The sequence below is a fragment of the Cupriavidus sp. SHE genome (assembly GCF_000812445.1).
Taxonomy (GTDB): Bacteria; Pseudomonadota; Gammaproteobacteria; order Burkholderiales; family Burkholderiaceae; genus Cupriavidus; species Cupriavidus metallidurans.
Genome location: NZ_JWMB01000008.1, coordinates 70,670 through 87,034, shown reverse-complemented (window position 1 = coordinate 87,034; position 16,365 = coordinate 70,670). Strand labels below are relative to the sequence as shown.

General features: G+C 62.2%; 16 protein-coding genes. 1 reads left to right on the top strand and 15 read right to left on the bottom strand.

Annotated elements, in window-relative coordinates; translation table 11 throughout:
* Positions 1-27: 27 nt before the first annotated feature.
* From atpG to RN01_RS03775, 13 genes are all read right to left on the bottom strand, one after another.
* Entirely contained in the window at positions 28-903 is an 876-nt protein-coding gene (atpG, locus tag RN01_RS03835) for a F0F1 ATP synthase subunit gamma (protein WP_008650158.1), read from the bottom strand.
* A 70-nt stretch (positions 904-973) separates the two neighbouring features.
* Positions 974-2,515 (bottom strand): F0F1 ATP synthase subunit alpha, encoded by a 1,542-nt coding sequence (atpA, locus tag RN01_RS03830; protein ID WP_011517923.1) that lies wholly within the window; start codon positions 2,513-2,515, stop codon positions 974-976.
* A gap of 39 nt (positions 2,516-2,554) precedes the next feature.
* A complete protein-coding gene (locus RN01_RS03825; protein WP_008650160.1) occupies positions 2,555-3,097 on the bottom strand; it encodes a F0F1 ATP synthase subunit delta in 543 nt (180 codons plus the stop codon).
* A gap of 2 nt (positions 3,098-3,099) precedes the next feature.
* Positions 3,100-3,570, bottom strand: a complete 471-nt coding sequence (locus tag RN01_RS03820; protein WP_008650161.1) for a F0F1 ATP synthase subunit B — start codon at positions 3,568-3,570, stop codon at positions 3,100-3,102.
* A gap of 105 nt (positions 3,571-3,675) precedes the next feature.
* Positions 3,676-3,942, bottom strand: a complete 267-nt coding sequence (atpE, locus tag RN01_RS03815; protein WP_008650162.1) for a F0F1 ATP synthase subunit C — start codon at positions 3,940-3,942, stop codon at positions 3,676-3,678.
* Between the two features lie 61 nt (positions 3,943-4,003).
* Positions 4,004-4,873 carry a F0F1 ATP synthase subunit A gene (gene atpB, locus RN01_RS03810; protein WP_024569221.1) on the bottom strand — a complete coding sequence of 290 codons (870 nt, stop codon included), beginning with the start codon at positions 4,871-4,873 and terminating at the stop codon, positions 4,004-4,006.
* 234 nt (positions 4,874-5,107) lie between these two features.
* Positions 5,108-5,650: an ATP synthase subunit I gene (locus RN01_RS03805; RefSeq protein ID WP_017511788.1), complete on the bottom strand. Its 543-nt coding sequence runs from the start codon at positions 5,648-5,650 to the stop codon at positions 5,108-5,110.
* Between the two features lie 367 nt (positions 5,651-6,017).
* Positions 6,018-6,911, bottom strand: a complete 894-nt coding sequence (locus RN01_RS03800; protein ID WP_024569222.1) for a ParB/RepB/Spo0J family partition protein — start codon at positions 6,909-6,911, stop codon at positions 6,018-6,020.
* Between the two features lie 45 nt (positions 6,912-6,956).
* Complete coding sequence (locus RN01_RS03795) at positions 6,957-7,730, bottom strand: ParA family protein (RefSeq protein WP_008650166.1); 774 nt, start codon at positions 7,728-7,730, stop codon at positions 6,957-6,959.
* A 71-nt stretch (positions 7,731-7,801) separates the two neighbouring features.
* Positions 7,802-8,509, bottom strand: coding sequence for a 16S rRNA (guanine(527)-N(7))-methyltransferase RsmG (gene rsmG / locus RN01_RS03790; protein WP_017511786.1), 708 nt, complete (start codon positions 8,507-8,509; stop codon positions 7,802-7,804).
* Positions 8,510-10,474, bottom strand: coding sequence for a tRNA uridine-5-carboxymethylaminomethyl(34) synthesis enzyme MnmG (gene mnmG, locus RN01_RS03785; RefSeq protein ID WP_017511785.1), 1,965 nt, complete (start codon positions 10,472-10,474; stop codon positions 8,510-8,512).
* Positions 10,475-10,711: 237 nt separating this feature from the next.
* Positions 10,712-11,590: an N-formylglutamate amidohydrolase gene (locus tag RN01_RS03780; protein ID WP_017511784.1), complete on the bottom strand. Its 879-nt coding sequence runs from the start codon at positions 11,588-11,590 to the stop codon at positions 10,712-10,714.
* Between the two features lie 3 nt (positions 11,591-11,593).
* Positions 11,594-12,613 (bottom strand): tripartite tricarboxylate transporter substrate binding protein, encoded by a 1,020-nt coding sequence (locus tag RN01_RS03775; protein ID WP_017511783.1) that lies wholly within the window; start codon positions 12,611-12,613, stop codon positions 11,594-11,596.
* A 130-nt stretch (positions 12,614-12,743) separates the two neighbouring features.
* Between RN01_RS03775 and RN01_RS03770 the strand changes: the two genes are divergently transcribed.
* Complete coding sequence (locus RN01_RS03770) at positions 12,744-13,646, top strand: LysR substrate-binding domain-containing protein (protein WP_024569223.1); 903 nt, start codon at positions 12,744-12,746, stop codon at positions 13,644-13,646.
* A gap of 110 nt (positions 13,647-13,756) precedes the next feature.
* Here the strand turns inward: RN01_RS03770 and RN01_RS03765 are convergent, their stop codons facing one another.
* A complete protein-coding gene (locus tag RN01_RS03765; protein ID WP_017514667.1) occupies positions 13,757-14,500 on the bottom strand; it encodes an ABC transporter ATP-binding protein in 744 nt (247 codons plus the stop codon).
* Positions 14,501-14,509: 9 nt separating this feature from the next.
* Complete coding sequence (locus tag RN01_RS03760; RefSeq protein WP_017514668.1) at positions 14,510-16,363, bottom strand: ATP-binding cassette domain-containing protein; 1,854 nt, start codon at positions 16,361-16,363, stop codon at positions 14,510-14,512.
* Positions 16,364-16,365: the final 2 nt, after the last annotated feature.

Here is a 16,365-nt window from a genome sequence, read left to right as displayed (position 1 = left end):
TCTCCGATAGCTTGAATTCTTGACGCCTTAGACCGCAGCGGCACCGCTGACGATTTCCGACAGTTCCTTCGTAATCGCTGCCTGACGGGTCTTGTTGTAGACCAGTTGCAGTTCGCCGATCACGTTCTTGGCGTTGTCGGATGCAGCCTTCATGGCCACCATACGCGCGGATTGCTCCGACGCCATGTTCTCGGCCACGGCCTGGTACACCAGCGCTTCGACGTAGCGGACGAGCAGCTCTTCCACAACGGTCTGGGCGTCGGGCTCGTAGATGTAATCCCACGAGTAGGCGCGCTTTTCATCTTCGGTCTGGCTCAGCTTGTCCGCTGCCAGCGGCAGCAGTTGCTCGACCATCGGCTCCTGCTTCATCGTGTTGATGAACTTGGTATATGCCAAGTACACCGCGTCGACTTCGCCGTTGGTATAGGCGTCCAGCTGAACCTTGATCGCGCCGATCAGCTTTTCCAGATGCGGGGTGTCACCCAGCTGCACCACATGCGAGACCACCTTGGCGCCGATGCGGCCCAGGAACTGCATGCCCTTGGTACCGATGGCGGTCGCTTGCACGTTCACGCCCTGGCCCTGCAGGTCCTTCAGTTCATTGGTCACCGCGCGCAGCACGTTGGTGTTCAGGCCACCGCACAGACCCTTGTCGGTCGTCACCACGATCATGCCGGCGCGCTTGACGTCGCGTGCCACCATGAACGGATGCTTGAACTCGGGGTTGGCAGAGGCCAGGTGCGCCGCGATATTCCGCACTTTCTCGGCGTAGGGGCGGGCGTTGCGCATCCGTTCCTGCGCCTTGCGCATCTTGGATGCGGCGACCATCTCCATCGCCTTGGTGATCTTGCGCGTGTTTTGCACGCTCTTGATCTTGGTTCGAATCTCTTTCGTTCCGGCCATATCTTCCTCTCCACTTGTGCCGCGCCACGCGCCTTACGGCGCGCCCGGCGCAACACATGGAATCACGCGGTTAGAACGCGGCGGACTTCCTGAAATCCTCGATCGCTGCACGCAGGGCGGCTTCGTCTTCCTTCGACAGATCCTTGGTATCTTCGATGCGGTTGACGAGGTCGGCGAACTTGGTCTTCAGGTGGTCGTGCAGGCCCTTCTCGAACGGCAGAATGTCCTTCACGTCGACGTTGTCGAGGAAGCCGTTGTTGGCGGCATACAGCGACGCGGCGAGCTGCCACACCTGCAGCGGCTGGTATTGCGGCTGCTTGAGCAGTTCGGTCACGCGGCGACCGCGCTCGAGCTGCTTGCGGGTAGCGTCGTCCAGGTCCGAAGCAAACTGCGCGAACGCAGCCAGTTCACGGTACTGGGCCAGGTCGGTACGGATACCACCGGACAGCTTCTTGATGACCTTGGTCTGCGCTGCACCACCCACACGCGACACCGAAATACCGGCGTTGATAGCGGGGCGGATACCGGCGTTGAACAGGTCGGTTTCCAGGAAGATCTGACCGTCGGTAATCGAGATCACGTTGGTCGGCACGAATGCGGACACGTCACCGGCCTGCGTCTCGATCACGGGCAGCGCGGTCAGCGAACCGGTCTTGCCGGTAACGGCGCCGTTCGTGAACTTGGCCACGTAGTCTTCGTTCACGCGGGCAGCGCGCTCGAGTAGACGCGAGTGCAGGTAGAACACGTCGCCAGGGTAGGCTTCGCGGCCCGGCGGGCGGCGCAGCAGCAGCGACACCTGACGGTAGGCCCAGGCCTGCTTGGTCAGATCGTCATAAACGATCAGCGCGTCTTCACCGCGGTCGCGGAAGTATTCGCCCATCGTGCAGCCGGCGTAGGCAGCCAGGTACTGCATGGCGGCCGAGTCCGAAGCCGTTGCGGCCACGACGATCGTGTACTCCATGGCGCCATGCTCTTCCAGCTTGCGCACCACGTTGGAGATCGTCGAAGCCTTCTGGCCGATTGCCACGTACACGCAGAAGACGCCCTTGCCCTTCTGGTTGATGATCGAGTCGACGGCCACGGCGGTCTTGCCCGTCTGGCGGTCGCCAATGATCAGCTCACGCTGGCCACGGCCGATCGGCACCATCGCGTCGATCGACTTCAGACCGGTCTGCACCGGCTGGCTCACCGACTGACGCGCGATCACGCCCGGAGCGACCTTCTCGATCACGTCCGTTTCCTTGGCGTTGATCGGGCCCTTGCCGTCGATCGGCTGACCCAGCGTGTTCACCACGCGGCCCAGCAGTTCCTTGCCAACCGGCACTTCCAGAATGCGGCCGGTGCACTTGACCGTATCGCCTTCCGAAATGTGTTCGTACTCACCCAGAACCACGGCACCCACCGAGTCGCGCTCGAGGTTCAGTGCCAGGCCGTAGGTGTTACCCGGGAATTCCAGCATCTCGCCCTGCATCACGCCAGACAGGCCGTGCACGCGGCAGATACCATCGGTCACGGAAATTACCGTGCCGGTGTTGCGCACTTCAGCGTCGGCGCCAAGACCCGAGATGCGGGACTTGATCAGCTCGCTGATTTCTGAGGGGTTCAGTTGCATCACAATGCTCCTAATTCTTCAATCCGTCGGCCGTTGCGGTCAGGCGGTCAGCGCGGCTTGCATGGCAGCCAGACGCGAGCGCACGGAGGTGTCGAGCACTTCGTCACCGACCTTGACGCTTACGCCACCGATCAGCGACGGGTCCACCGCCACCTTTGCGTACAGCTTGCGGCCGAACTTGCGTTCGAGTGCGGCGACCAGTTCGTTCGTCTGCGAGGCGTCCAGCGGGAATGCACTGGTGATCTCGACGTCGGACGAGCCCTCGCGGGCGTTCTTGAGCGCATGGAACTGTTCGGCAATTTCCGGCAACGCTGTCAGGCGGCTGTTTTCCACCAGCAGCTTCACGAAGCGGCGAGCTTCGTCGTTGACCGGGCTCTTCAGCACCGACAGGAACACTTCCTCGAGCTTGTCGCCGGAAATGTTCGGGTCGGTGGCGAGCGCCTGCATGTCGGGATTGGCGGCAACCTGCCCCATTTCCGACACCAGCTCGGACCATGCACCCAGGTTGCCTGCACCGGCTTCACTGGCGACGCGGAAGAGCGCCTCCGCGTAGGGACGGGCAATGGTTGCGGTTTCAGCCATGATTAGAGCTCAGCCTTGAGTTGATTGAGCAGGTCTGCGTGGACCTGCGCGTTCACTTCACGCTTGAGGATCTGCTCTGCACCCTTCACGGCCAGCACGGCGACCTGGTCGCGCAGCGATTCACGCGCGCGGGTCACTTGCTGTTCTGCTTCGGCCTTAGCCTGAGCGATGATGCGTGCGGCTTCTGCCTGGGCGTTCTGCTTGATCTCGTCGGCGGTCAACTGGGCACGCTTTTCAGCGTCGGCCACACGTTGGGCGCCTTCGGTGCGGGCTTCGGCCATAGCCTGGTCCACACGCTTGTTAGCGAGTTCAAGCTCCGCCTTGCCTTTTTCGGCAGCGGCGAGGCCATCGGCGATCTTCTTTGCGCGTTCGTCGAGCGCCTTCACCAGCGGCGGCCAAATGAATTTGGCAACAACCCACCACAGGATGAAGAACACGACCATCTGCGCAAAAAACGTTGCGTTCAGATTCATGGTGTGTTCCTTTCGGTAATCAAACTACAGATAAATGCACAAGGGCGGCCAGGCCATCGGACTGAGGCCCACGCCGCCCGTCAGCATCATGCAGACCGAAAAGACTTACTGAATGACAGACAGCAGCGGGTTGGCGAAGGCGAACAGCATTGCAACACCCACACCGATCAGGAATGCAGCGTCGATCAGGCCAGCCAGCAGGAACATCTTGGTTTGCAGCGGGTTCATCAGCTCAGGCTGACGTGCGCACGCTTCGATGTACTTGCCACCCATCAGGGCGATACCCAGGCAGGCGCCGATAGCGCCCAGACCGATGATGATGCCGATACCGATAGCGGTCAGACCCTGGATGTTGGCGAGATATGCTTGCATGATGACTCCTTTAATTTAGAGAGACTTAGAACCAAAAAACCAAAAAACCAAAAACCGAAAATCAGTGGTGATCGTGAGCCTGGCCGATGTACACCAGCGTCAGCATCATGAAAATGAATGCCTGCAGCAGAACGATCAGGATGTGGAAGATGGCCCAGACGGTACCGGCAACCACATGTCCGACGAAGCCCAGCGCGCTCAGATCAGCACTAAACGTCCAGATGGAACCCAGCAGCGCGATCAGCAGGAACACGAGTTCGCCGGCGTACATGTTGCCGAACAACCGCATGCCGAGCGAAACGGCCTTGGCCAGGAATTCGATGATGTTCAGGATCAGGTTGAACGGGGCCAGATACCACTTGGCGCCGAACGGGGCCGAGAACAGTTCGTGCATGAAGCCGCCCGCGCCCTTGATCTTGAAGCTGTAGTAGATCATCAGCACCAGGACCGAGCACGACATGCCCAGCGTGCCGTTCAGGTCGGCCGTGGCCACTGCGCGGTGGTGCGGAAGATGAATGTGGAAGATGCCCAGCAGACCGTTCAGGCCGGTGACCCAATCCACAGGGATCAAGTCGATCGCGTTCATCATGGTGATCCAGCAGAACACCATCAGCGCCAGCGGAGCGATCCACGAGCGGTCGCCGTGAATGATTCCCTTGGCCTGGTCGTCCACCATCTCGACGATCATTTCCACGAAGGCCTGGAAACGGCCCGGCACGCCGGCCGTCACGCGGCGAGCGGCCATGTAGAGGAACAGGATGGCGATCACGCCGCACAGCACCGACCAGAACACAGTGTCGTAGTTCAGGACACTGAAATCGACCACGGAATGCTGCTTGCCGCCGACCGAATTAAAGTTCTGCAAGTGTTCGGCGATATAGCCTGAGGGTGTGAGCACGTGCTCCGCGCCTTGAGTAGCTTCAGCTGACATGTCGAAACGAACCGTATATTGCGAAATCTGAGATCGGAAACCCGCCTTCGGCCGATTCCCGGTACACGTCTTGCTTAGCCTTCGGTCACATGACCGGTCACCGCATGGAGCAAGTACGCCTTGTTATTCTTGGCAAACCTTAGTCACGCGACACGGCACCGTTGTGACGCATCGCGCTTGAAACCTCTTGATTTCCCTGGGGGCTGCCTCATCTGCAACCAGTGCCCGCACCGCCTAGCGAATCGCGAGCGCCACCCAGTAAGTCTTCAACACCAGCAAGAACGTGACGAGCATCGGTATCCAGCGCAGATCGCGGTACAACACCACCACCAGCACGAACAGTGCGACGGTGCTGAACACCTTGATTGCCTCGCCGGCCACCAGGCCGCCAACCGTCGGCTGCCTGCGCGACATCCACAGGCGCAGCGCAAAGAAGCCACTGGGGACAACACACACCATGCCGCCGAACAAGGCCGACCAGCCCGACGGCGCATGCTCATGCGCGAATATCGCCCAAGCAAGCGCCGACAACAGCGTCACAGCGACCTGTGCCAGTACCACTTTGCCGGGCGTCATGCGCGATGGACGCAATGCACGTTCGCCAAGCAGCTTCACCGCTTCAGCATGTGACAGCGGATCGACAGCTACTTCCTCGCGCTCGGCGCTATCATCCCAATCGTCGTCACGCCACACATCTTGCTGGCGCTCATCGCGACGATCGTTTCCGGACGCCTTGCCGGCTTGCGAACGGTCCTGCTGACGGTCTCGAACCACCACCTGCCCTGCCTCATTCCAGGCCGGAACTTTTCAGGCCCGGCCAGAATTCAAACCGCACGATTCTATTAGGAATCGCTAACATCAGTCAATCTGCTTTCAGATTGCTTGCAGTGAATTTCGCACAACGGCTGCTATCACGCCTTCATGATGGCTGGCTGGATATTGCGCCGCAACGATCTGAAACGTAATTGGATTGCGCCAGCACTGGCGCGCATGATGTTGGATCCGTCAGCGACTGCACGACCGTCATCCGCGTCGACGGCGTTCGGTAATCGCGCAGATCAGCGGGGCGCTGTATACGTGTCGCGCGAGACCGACAACATTCCGGCAACCGCAAGGAATAGGTTGCCGGAATGTATGGAACAGGTTAGGCGCTGGCCTGCGGTTCGCGCAGGCGCGTGAGCACACCGTCCAGTGCGTCATTGCTGGCGAAGTGAATCGTGAGCTGGCCCTTGCCACGCGCGCCGAGCTTGATCTGCACTGCCAGGCCCAGCGTATCGGAAAGCTCTTCTTCGAGCCGCGCCACATCACGCGTGCCATTGCCCGACTTCTGCTTGAGGGACTTCAGATCGAACGGCTTGAGCGTCGATGCCACGAGCTTCTCGGTCTCGCGCACGGACAACCGCTTGTTGACGATCTGGTTGGCCAGCGTGATCTGATTTGCGCCATCGACGGCCAGCAACGCGCGCGCATGCCCCATGTCGAGATCGCCGGCCATCAGCATGGTCTGGACGGGCGCGGCAAGATTGAGCAGACGCAGCAGATTCGATACCGCACTGCGCGAGCGGCCCACCGATTCGGCGGCCTGCTCATGCGTGAAACGGAATTCGCGGATCAGGCGCATGATGCCCTGCGCCTCTTCCAGCGGGTTCAGGTCTTCACGCTGGATGTTCTCGATCAGCGCCATGGCGGCCGCAGCCTCGTCGGCGACGTCCTTTACGAGCACCGGCACCTTGTCGAGACCCGCAAGCTTCGAAGCGCGGTAGCGGCGCTCACCGGCGATGATCTCGTAGCGATCGGGCTCGGCCACGCGGCGCACCAGAATCGGCTGCATCAGCCCCTGAGCGCGAATGCTCGCGGCCAGTTCCTGGAGCGCGCCCTCGTCCATGCGCGTGCGCGGCTGGTACTTGCCAGGCTGAAGCTGATCGACGCGCAGCACAGACGGCGCGCCCTCCTGCTTCGAGGTTTCAACGATCTCTGCAGGGCCGCCGAGCAGTGCTTCCAGCCCCCGACCCAGTCCCTTCTTCTTTGCGGTACTCATCGTCGCCATCCTTGCTGTCCCTTCCCTGCTGTTTCAGTGGCGTGCTCAGCCGAGCTGTCGCACGCGCGCGATCATCTCCGCGCCGAAATCGAGATACGCCTTCGCGCCCTTGGACGAGGCATCGAACGCCACGCCCGGCATGCCATAGGAAGGCGCTTCGGCCAGACGCACATTGCGCGGAATCACAGTCTTGAATACCTTGTCGCCGAAGTGGGCCTCGAGTTGGGCCGACACCTGCTGCTGCAGCGTCACGCGCGGATCGAACATGACGCGCAGCAACCCGATCACCTTGAGGTCGCGATTCAGGTTCGCATGTACCTGCTTGATCGTATTGACGAGGTCCGACAGTCCTTCGAGCGCGAAGTACTCGCACTGCATCGGCACAATCACACCGTGCGCCGCGCACAGGCCGTTCAGCGTCAGCAACGACAGCGACGGCGGGCAATCGATCAGCACGAAGTCGTATTCCTCGTCGACTTCGGCCAGCGCCTGCTTGAGCCGACGTTCGCGCTGGTCGAGCTCGACCAGTTCCACTTCGGCACCAGCCAGTTCACGGTTGGCGGGCAGCACGTCATAGCGCCCCGATTCGGATCGCTGGCGCGCCTCGGGCACCGTGGCGAGCCCCACCAGTACCTGGTACACGCTGTGTTCCAGCGCCTGCTTGTCGATGCCCGACCCCATCGAGGCATTGCCCTGCGGATCGAGGTCGACCAGCAAGACGCGCTGGTCCTGCGCTGCCAGGCCGGCGGCCAGGTTCACCGTGGTGGTGGTTTTGCCGACGCCGCCCTTCTGGTTTGCGATCACGAATACCTTGGCCATATGCGCTTGCAGCTCCTCAGTGCACAGTTCCGCTATGCGGAACACATGCTCAATAAATTACCCAACCGATTTCAACGCCGGGACAGCACCACGAGGTGCCGTTCCACATCGAGCTCAGGTACTACCAGTTTCGGTACCGCTTCCACCTGCCAGTCAGCCATCAGACCGGCCGCTTCCATACGATCGATTTCCGCCTGTGGATAAACTCCCTTCATGGCGATCAGCTTTCCGCCCGGCGCCAGCAGGTGCCCGGACAACGTCACGAAATCGGTCAATTCTGCGAATGCTCGCGAGGTGATCACGGCATAGCCCTGCGCGTCGTCGATCTTTTCCACAGGCCCCCAGTGGGCAGCCGCATTGGTCAGGTGCAACTGGGCACGGCACTGCGTCAGGAATGCGGTCTTTTTCTGCACGATGTCTACCATCAGCACCGACACATCCGGGCACGAGATCGCCAGCGGCATGCCCGGCATCCCACCGCCCGAGCCGACGTCGAGCACCCTGCCCCGCGCGCCCTGCCCCACGTTTGCGGAGCGAGCGGCTTCGGCCAACGCCGGGACAGCCGTCAGCGAATCGAGCAGATGATGCGTGAGCATTTCGTCAGGATGACGAATCGCGGTGAGGTTGTAGACGCCATTCCATTTGCGGAGCAGCGTCAGGTACGCGAAAAGCGTATCGATCTGGGCTGGCGTCAGTGCCAGCCCGATCGCGTCCAGTCCGGCTTCGAGCCGGCGGCGTTGCGCGGCGTCGTCGACCGCGAAATGTCGGGAGCCACCCACTCAGGCAGCCTCCTGTCCATTGCCGGCCACCGGGGTTGCCGATGTCTGGGTCGCAGCGCGCCCCATGCCCTTCTTCTTCAGGTGTACCAACAGCAGCGAGATAGCCGCAGGCGTCACGCCGGAGATACGCGAAGCCTGACCCAGCGTTTCCGGGCGATGCTGATTCAGCTTCTGGCTCACCTCGAAGCCCAGGCCACGCACCTCGGTATAGTCGAAGTTCGGCGGCAACTTGGTCGACTCGTTGGCTTCAAGTTTGTCCACTTCGGCAGCCTGGCGTGCGATATAGCCGTGGTACTTGATACCGATCTCGATCTGCTCGCGAATCTGCTCGGCAAGCATCATGTCATCGGCGAGCGGCGTCTCTGGTGCAAAACGGCCATCCTGCAGCGCGACAAGCGCCTCATAACGGACTTCGGGACGACGCAGCAGATCTGCGAGCGAGTATTCGCGCTCGATGCCCTTACCGAGCAGCGGAACGGCGTCTGCTTCGGGCAACAAGGTCGGATTGACCCAGGTGCTCTTGAGTCGCTCTGTTTCACGTGAAACAGCGTCGCGCTTCCGATTGAAAGCATCCCAGCGCACATCGTCCACCACACCGAGTTCGCGACCGATTTCGGTCAGACGCATGTCCGCGTTGTCCTCGCGCAGGCTCAAGCGGAACTCCGCACGGCTGGTGAACATGCGGTACGGCTCGGTCACGCCTCGCGTGATCAGGTCATCGACCAGCACACCGAGATATGCCTGGTCGCGGCGCGGCGTCCAAGCGTCGCGTTCGCGTACGTAGCAACCGGCGTTGATCCCGGCCAGTAGACCCTGTGCCGCCGCTTCCTCGTAGCCGGTCGTGCCATTGATCTGGCCGGCGAAGAACAACCCCTCAATTGCCTTGCTCTCCAGCGACGACTTCAACCCGCGCGGGTCGAAGTAGTCATACTCGATCGCATAGCCCGGGCGCAGGATATGTGCGTTCTCCAGTCCGCGAATCGAGTGGACAAGCTCAAGCTGTACGTCGAAAGGCAGGCTCGTCGAGATGCCGTTCGGATAGAACTCGTTCGTCGTCAGCCCTTCGGGCTCCAGGAAGATCTGATGGCTTTCCTTGCTGGCAAAGCGATGGATCTTGTCCTCGATGCTCGGGCAGTAGCGCGGCCCTACCCCTTCGATCACACCGGTGTACATCGGCGAGCGATCGAGGCCGCCGCGGATGACGTCGTGGGTACGGCTATTGGTATGGGTGATCCAGCACGGCAGTTGCTGCGGATGTTGCTCGGGACGGCCCAGGAACGAGAACACCGGCACCGGGTCCAGGTCGCCGGGCTGCTCTTCCATCACCGAAAAGTCGATCGTGCGGCCGTCAATGCGCGGCGGCGTACCCGTCTTCAGGCGACCTTGCGGCAGCTTCAGTTCCTTGAGACGCGCCGACAACGACACGGCTGCAGGGTCGCCCGCACGACCGCCCGTGTAGTTATCGAGTCCCACGTGGATCTTGCCGTCCAGGAAGGTACCAGCCGTCAGCACCACCGCACGCGCGCGGAAGTCGATGCCAACCTGGGTACGAGCACCGACCACGCGGTCACCCTCCACCATCAGGTCATCCACGGCCTGCTGGAACAGCATCAGGTTTGGCTGGTTCTCCAGCCGCGTGCGGATCGCCTTGCGATACAGCACCCGGTCTGCCTGGGCACGGGTCGCCCGAACGGCTGGGCCCTTGCTGGAGTTCAGGATGCGGAACTGGATGCCCGCCTCGTCCGTGGCAGCCGCCATCGCGCCGCCCATGGCGTCCACTTCCTTGACGAGATGTCCCTTGCCGATGCCACCGATCGACGGATTGCAGCTCATCTGCCCCAACGTTTCGATGTTGTGGCTCAGAAGCAGCGTCTGGCAGCCCATGCGCGCGGCGGCGAGGGCTGCTTCGGTGCCGGCGTGACCACCGCCGACGACTATGACGTCGAATTCTTTCGGGTAAAGCATGGGACACCTCCTCCGGGAGGCTGGGCGGGAAAAATCGGGATGTCGAATTATAGCGGCAATCGATTCCCCGCCTTCGGTTGGACACGATGTTTCACGTGAAACATGGCGTGTGCGGTACCTGGCGAGGCAAAGTGTGTTTCACGTGAAACACTCCCGAGCCAAAAGAAGAAGGCCCCGCTTCCGCGGGGCCTTCCCTCTGCCCTACTCTGCCTCACATGTTTCACGTGAAACGTGGTCTCAGATCTGGCTCCGGATGTACGTCGCCACCTTCTCGCTCAGTACACCCAGGTCTCGCTGCAGGGTTTCGAAACCAGCATTCGGCACCTTGCTGGTTTCATCCATGTACAGCGGCCGCCGGATCTCAATCTGCAGGCTATTGCGCCGCTCGGCCGGGCGGCCAATCTGCGCGATCAGCTGCACGCCCTTGTACGGGTCATTGCGTGCCACGGTGTAGCCCATTCCCCTCAACTCCCGCTCGACCAAATCCACGATGCCCGGCTCGCAGGTGGTCCCGTCCCGGTCTCCGAGCACGAAGTCAGCCAACGGATGCGGGCTCTGGATCTTCAGGCGCTCATAGGCGTTGTTCGGCATCGAGTGCAGGTTCAGATGCCAAACCGCGCCGAAGCGCGCGTACGCAGACTCCACCGCTGTCGACAGCGCTGCATGGTACGGACGGTAATAGCGATCGATCCGGTTCCGCACCTCGTCCACTGTCAGCTTACGATCGTAGATCGGGGTGGCAGCATCGATATTGCGCCAGACCAGACCATAGCCGAGCCTGGTCTTCTCCCCGGGCATCAGGGGTGTCGGCCACGATGTTGCCAGCAACTCCGGATCCAGATCGTCGAGCATCCGGTTCGGATCGATATAAACGCGCGGAAAGGTCGCCCCGATCAGCGTGCCGCCGACCTTCGGGATGGCGGACCACAAGGCATCGATATGCGTATCTTCTCCGCCACGCAGCCGCTGCAGAGGCACGGCCGCACCGAAGTCCGTCGGATAGTGGATGCCGCTATGTGGCGAGTCACAGACCAGCGGCAACGCCGCGCCTTCGGGTGCAAACAAGAGGAACGGCCCCACCGGCGCGTCGCCCTGCACTGCTTCAAACGTCGTCATGGCTTAGTCCAGCTTGATGTTGGCGGCCTTGACCACGCGGGCGTAGCGGGCGATCGATTGCTGGATCTGTGCCTTGAATTGGTCGGGCGTCGTCGGCACCAGCGTGCCACCAGACTCCTCCACCTTCCGCTTGAACTCGGGGTTCTGCATGGCCTTGTGGATTGCGGCATTCAGCTTGTCGATCACCGGCTGGGGTGTGCCGGCCGGCGCGACGATACCGAACCAGCCGCCCTCGCCCATGTCCTTGAAACCGAGTTCTGCATAGGTCGGCACATTGGGCAACTGTGCCGACCGCTGCGCCCCGAGCACCGCCAGCGCACGCAGCCGGCCCGCTTTCACGTGGGGAAGCGTCGACGACAGGTTGTCGGTAATCGCATTGACCTGCCCCGCCACCGCGTCGTTGAGCGCCAGACCCGCGCCCTTGTACGGCACATGCAGCAGATCGATCTTGGCCAGCATCATGAAGTTCTCGATGTTCACATGACCCAGCGAACCCGCGCCCGGCGATGCGAACGTGTACTTGCCCGGGTGCGCCTTCGCCAGGGCGATGAACTCCTGCATCGTCTTGGCGGGCACGCTCGGATGCACGGCGAACACACTCGGAATCGCTACCACGTTGGTCACCGGGGCGAAGTCCTTGATCGGGTCATAGCCGAGCTTCGGATAGACCGCTGGGTTGGACCCGTGCGTGCTGACCGTGGCCATGCCGATTGTGTAGCCGTCCGGTGTGGCACGAGCCACCTGCTCCATGCCGATCGAACCACCCGCCCCGCCCTTGTTGTCGACGACGATGGTCTGCCCCAGCTCACGCCCTGCGAACTCCGCTACCAGGCGCGCCGACAGATCCGTCGAACCACCCGCGGCGAATGGCACAACCAGGCGGATCGGCTTGTTTGGATAGTTGGATTGCGCGAACGCCGGCGCCGTCAAACCAACCGTGGCGAGCGTACCCACTGCAGCGGACACGGCGGTGGAAAGCAGGAAATGCCGGCGCGTGCTGGCAGCATTGCGGACTCGGGTCATCTGATCAAACTCGTCTTCTCGTTCTCGAATTTCGGGGTACCGAGCAGCGAGTGTCGGGAGTTTACCGGCCCTGCACAAACGACTATATTGCACGCTTCCATTACCAAAGATCATCCTAGGCGGCCCGGTCATGCGCATCCGTTCCCCGTCGATGTCAGAGCTGCACGCGTTCGCCACGGCGGCCCGGTTGGGCAGCTTCACGCGTGCAGCCGAGACACTGTGCGTCACGCAGGGCGCCATCAGCCGGGCGATATCTCGCCTGGAATCCCACTTCGGCCAACCGCTGATCCATCGCAACGCCCATCGTCTGACCCTGACCGACGCCGGCCGCAGCTATCTGGAGGCGATCGCGGTGCACTTGGCAGCCATTGAGACCGCCAGCGCATCCATGCTTGCGACGGATCGCCGCCATCATCTGATCCTGTCCGCCGTCCCCACGCTGGCCAGTGTGTGGCTCGTTCCGCGCCTGCCGGACTTCCACCGTCGCCACCCAGAGATTCACCTGGACTTCGTCCCCTATCGGCGCGACGAGGATTTCTCAGGCGCCCGGCCGGATGCCGCGATCCTGGCGGGCGAAGCAGGCCAGTGGCCGGGCTGGCAGGCCGATTATGTGATCGGACGTGAAATGGTGCCGGTCTGCCACCCTGCCCGCGCCGAGACGCGGCAGTGGCAATCGCCGGACGAGTTGCTCGACGAACCCTTGCTCTACCACACCACTGCACCCGCGAACTGGCAGAACTGGCTGCGCGCGGCCGGCGTACCCAGTGCTGCGCCCACACTTGCCAGGGGCTTCGACCAGGTCTCGATCCTGCTCGAGGCCGTGAAGGCAGACATGGGCGTGGCGGTCCTCCAGAGATGCCTGGTACGCGATGCACTACAGGCTGGGCAGGTCGTCGCGCCTTTCGATCTGCCGATCCGGCTCAATCGCGGTTACTTCCTGTGCGCGCCACGTGAGAGACGTGACCATCCTGCCCTGACTGCCTTTCGAGATTGGCTGCTCTCAGCCGCAGCGATAGATATTGGCTCGAAATAAAGCCGGCTATACATCCATCGTACGAATGATCATCGACTTACTATATGCTAAACAAATAAAAACGACGCCGTTATGGCGTCGTCAATCAAAAACAAGAATATAAAAGCAGGTCAGGCCGCTTTCTTCGTCAGCCCCAGGTACGTCTCGATCACCTTTGGATTGCTCGCCAACGCCGACGCTTCCCCTTCCATAGCCATGTCGCCGGTCTCGATCACATACCCGTAGTCAGCCACCTGCAACGCCGCCCGCGCGTTCTGTTCGATTAGCAGCGTCGCCACGCCGGTTTGCCGAAGGTTGTGGATGATGTGGAAGATCTCCTTGACGATCAGCGGCGCGAGACCAAGGCTCGGCTCATCGAGCATCAGCAACTGCGGCTTGGCCATCAGCGCGCGCCCCACGGCGAGCATCTGGCGCTCGCCACCGGACAGCGTGCCCGCCTCCTGCTTCGAACGCTCCCGCAGACGCGGGAACAGGTCGTACACCACATCCTTCTGGTCCAGATAGTTGCGCTCCCCAGCGCGCTTGCGCCGGAATGCGCCGAGCAGCAGGTTGTCCTCGACGGTCATCGACGCGAACAGTTCACGCTTCTCCGGCACCAGGCACATCCCGCGCGCCACGCGCCCCTCCACCGGAATCCCCGCCATGTCATGGCCGAGGAACCGAACCGATCCGGTCGATGACCCGCTGACGGGCAGCGCGCCCATCACGGCATTCAGCATCGTCGACTTGCCGGCCCCGTTCGGCCCGATCACGGTCACGATCTTGCCGGCCTCAACCTTGAGGTTCGCGCCATGCACCGCCTCGACCTTCCCGTAGCGGACATGCAAGTCCTTCACTTCCAGAATCAGACTCATCTCATATCCTCAATCAATGCCGCCCAGATAGGCTTCCAGCACTGCCGGATTCTTCTGCACCTCCTCCGGCACACCTTCGGCGATGCGCGTGCCGAATTCCATCACCACGAGCCGGTCGGTCAGGTTCATCACGAAGTCCATGTCATGCTCGACAAGCAGCACGCTCATGCCCTCGCCCTTCAGCTTGCGCAGCAGGTCCGCCAGCGCCTGCTTCTCCTTGTAGCGCAGCCCCGCGGCAGGCTCGTCGAGCAGCAGCAGCGCGGGATCGCAACACAATGCGCGCGCGATCTCCAGGATGCGCTGCTGACCCAGCGCGAGACTGCCAGCCTCGAGGTACATGCAGTCGGCCAGTCCAACGCGCTCCAGCTGGCGCTTCGCCTCGAACAGCAGCTTCTGCTCCTCCATCTTGTTCATGCGCAGGATCGCCGCCGATACACCGCCCTGCGCGCGGAAATCGCCGCGCAGATGGGCGCCGATGGCGACGTTCTCGAGCACCGTCATCGTCGGCAACAAATGCACGTGCTGGAAGGTCCGGCCCACGCCGCGCCTGACGATCTCGCGCGACGGCAAACCGGAGATCACGTCGCCCCGATAGCGCACTTCGCCCGATGTCAGCGGCAGCACGCCGGTCACCAGGTTGAACGTCGTCGACTTGCCCGCGCCATTCGGGCCGATCAGGCCGATGATCTCGCCAGCCCGCACCTGGAAGCTCACGTCGTTCACCGCCACGAGCCCGCCGAACTGCTTGCGCACCGCGCGCACGTCCAGAATCAGCTCGCCGGTCTCGGGCTTCTGCCGCACCGGCAACGGCGGCGCAGTATCGGGGGCCAGCACCGGCGGCCCGGCCGGCATCAGCTTGCGCACGAACGGCCAGATGCCATCGCGCGCGTACTGCAGCAGCAGCACAAGCAGCACGCCGAAGACGATGATCTCGAAGTTGCCGTCGGAGCCAAGCAGCTTCGGCAGCAGCCCTTGCAGCACATCCTTGAGGATCGTCAGCACGCCGGCGCCCAGCACCGCACCCCAGACATGACCCACACCGCCAACCACGGCCATGAACAGGTACTCGATGCCGTAGTTGAGACCGAACGGCGTCGGGTTCACGGCGCGTTGCAGATGCGCATACAGGAAGCCCGACACACAGGCCAGCATCGCCGCCACGACGAAGATCACCACCTTCATCCAAGCGGTGTTCACGCCCATCGCCTCGGCCATCGTGCCACCGCCCTTCAGTGCGCGAATGGCACGGCCCGGGCGCGAGTTCAGCAGGTTATGCATCGCCACCACGGCGAGCAACACCACCGCCCAGATCAGATAGAACATCGAGCGGCCCGATTGCAACTCGATGCCGAACAGCGACAGCACGGGAATGCCGTTCAGGCCATCGTACTTGCCAAGGAAATCGAGATTGCCGAACAGGAAGAACAGCGACAGTCCCCACGCGATCGTGGCCAGCGGCAGGTAGTGCCCGGACATGCGCATCGTGATCAATCCGATGACATAGGCGCACAGCACGGTGATGATCAGACCCACGACCAGACCGATCCATGGCGAAAGCCCGAACTGCGTGGTCAGGTATGCTGTGCTGTACGCACCGAGCCCGACGAACGCGGCCTGCCCGAACGACGTCATGCCGCCAACGCCCGTCAGCAGCACCAGCCCGATCGCCACGATGCTGTACAGGCCAATGTAGTTGCCGAGCGTGATCCAGAACTCCGGCGTCGGCAGTACCGGCAGCAACGCCAGCACGATGACAAATGCCAGCGTCGCAATGCGATTGCGCAATGCGCCCGTGCCGCGAACTGCCGGCGCTTCACGCGAACCCATGTCCTTCTCCATCTGCTTGTCGGTGAGCATCGTCATGG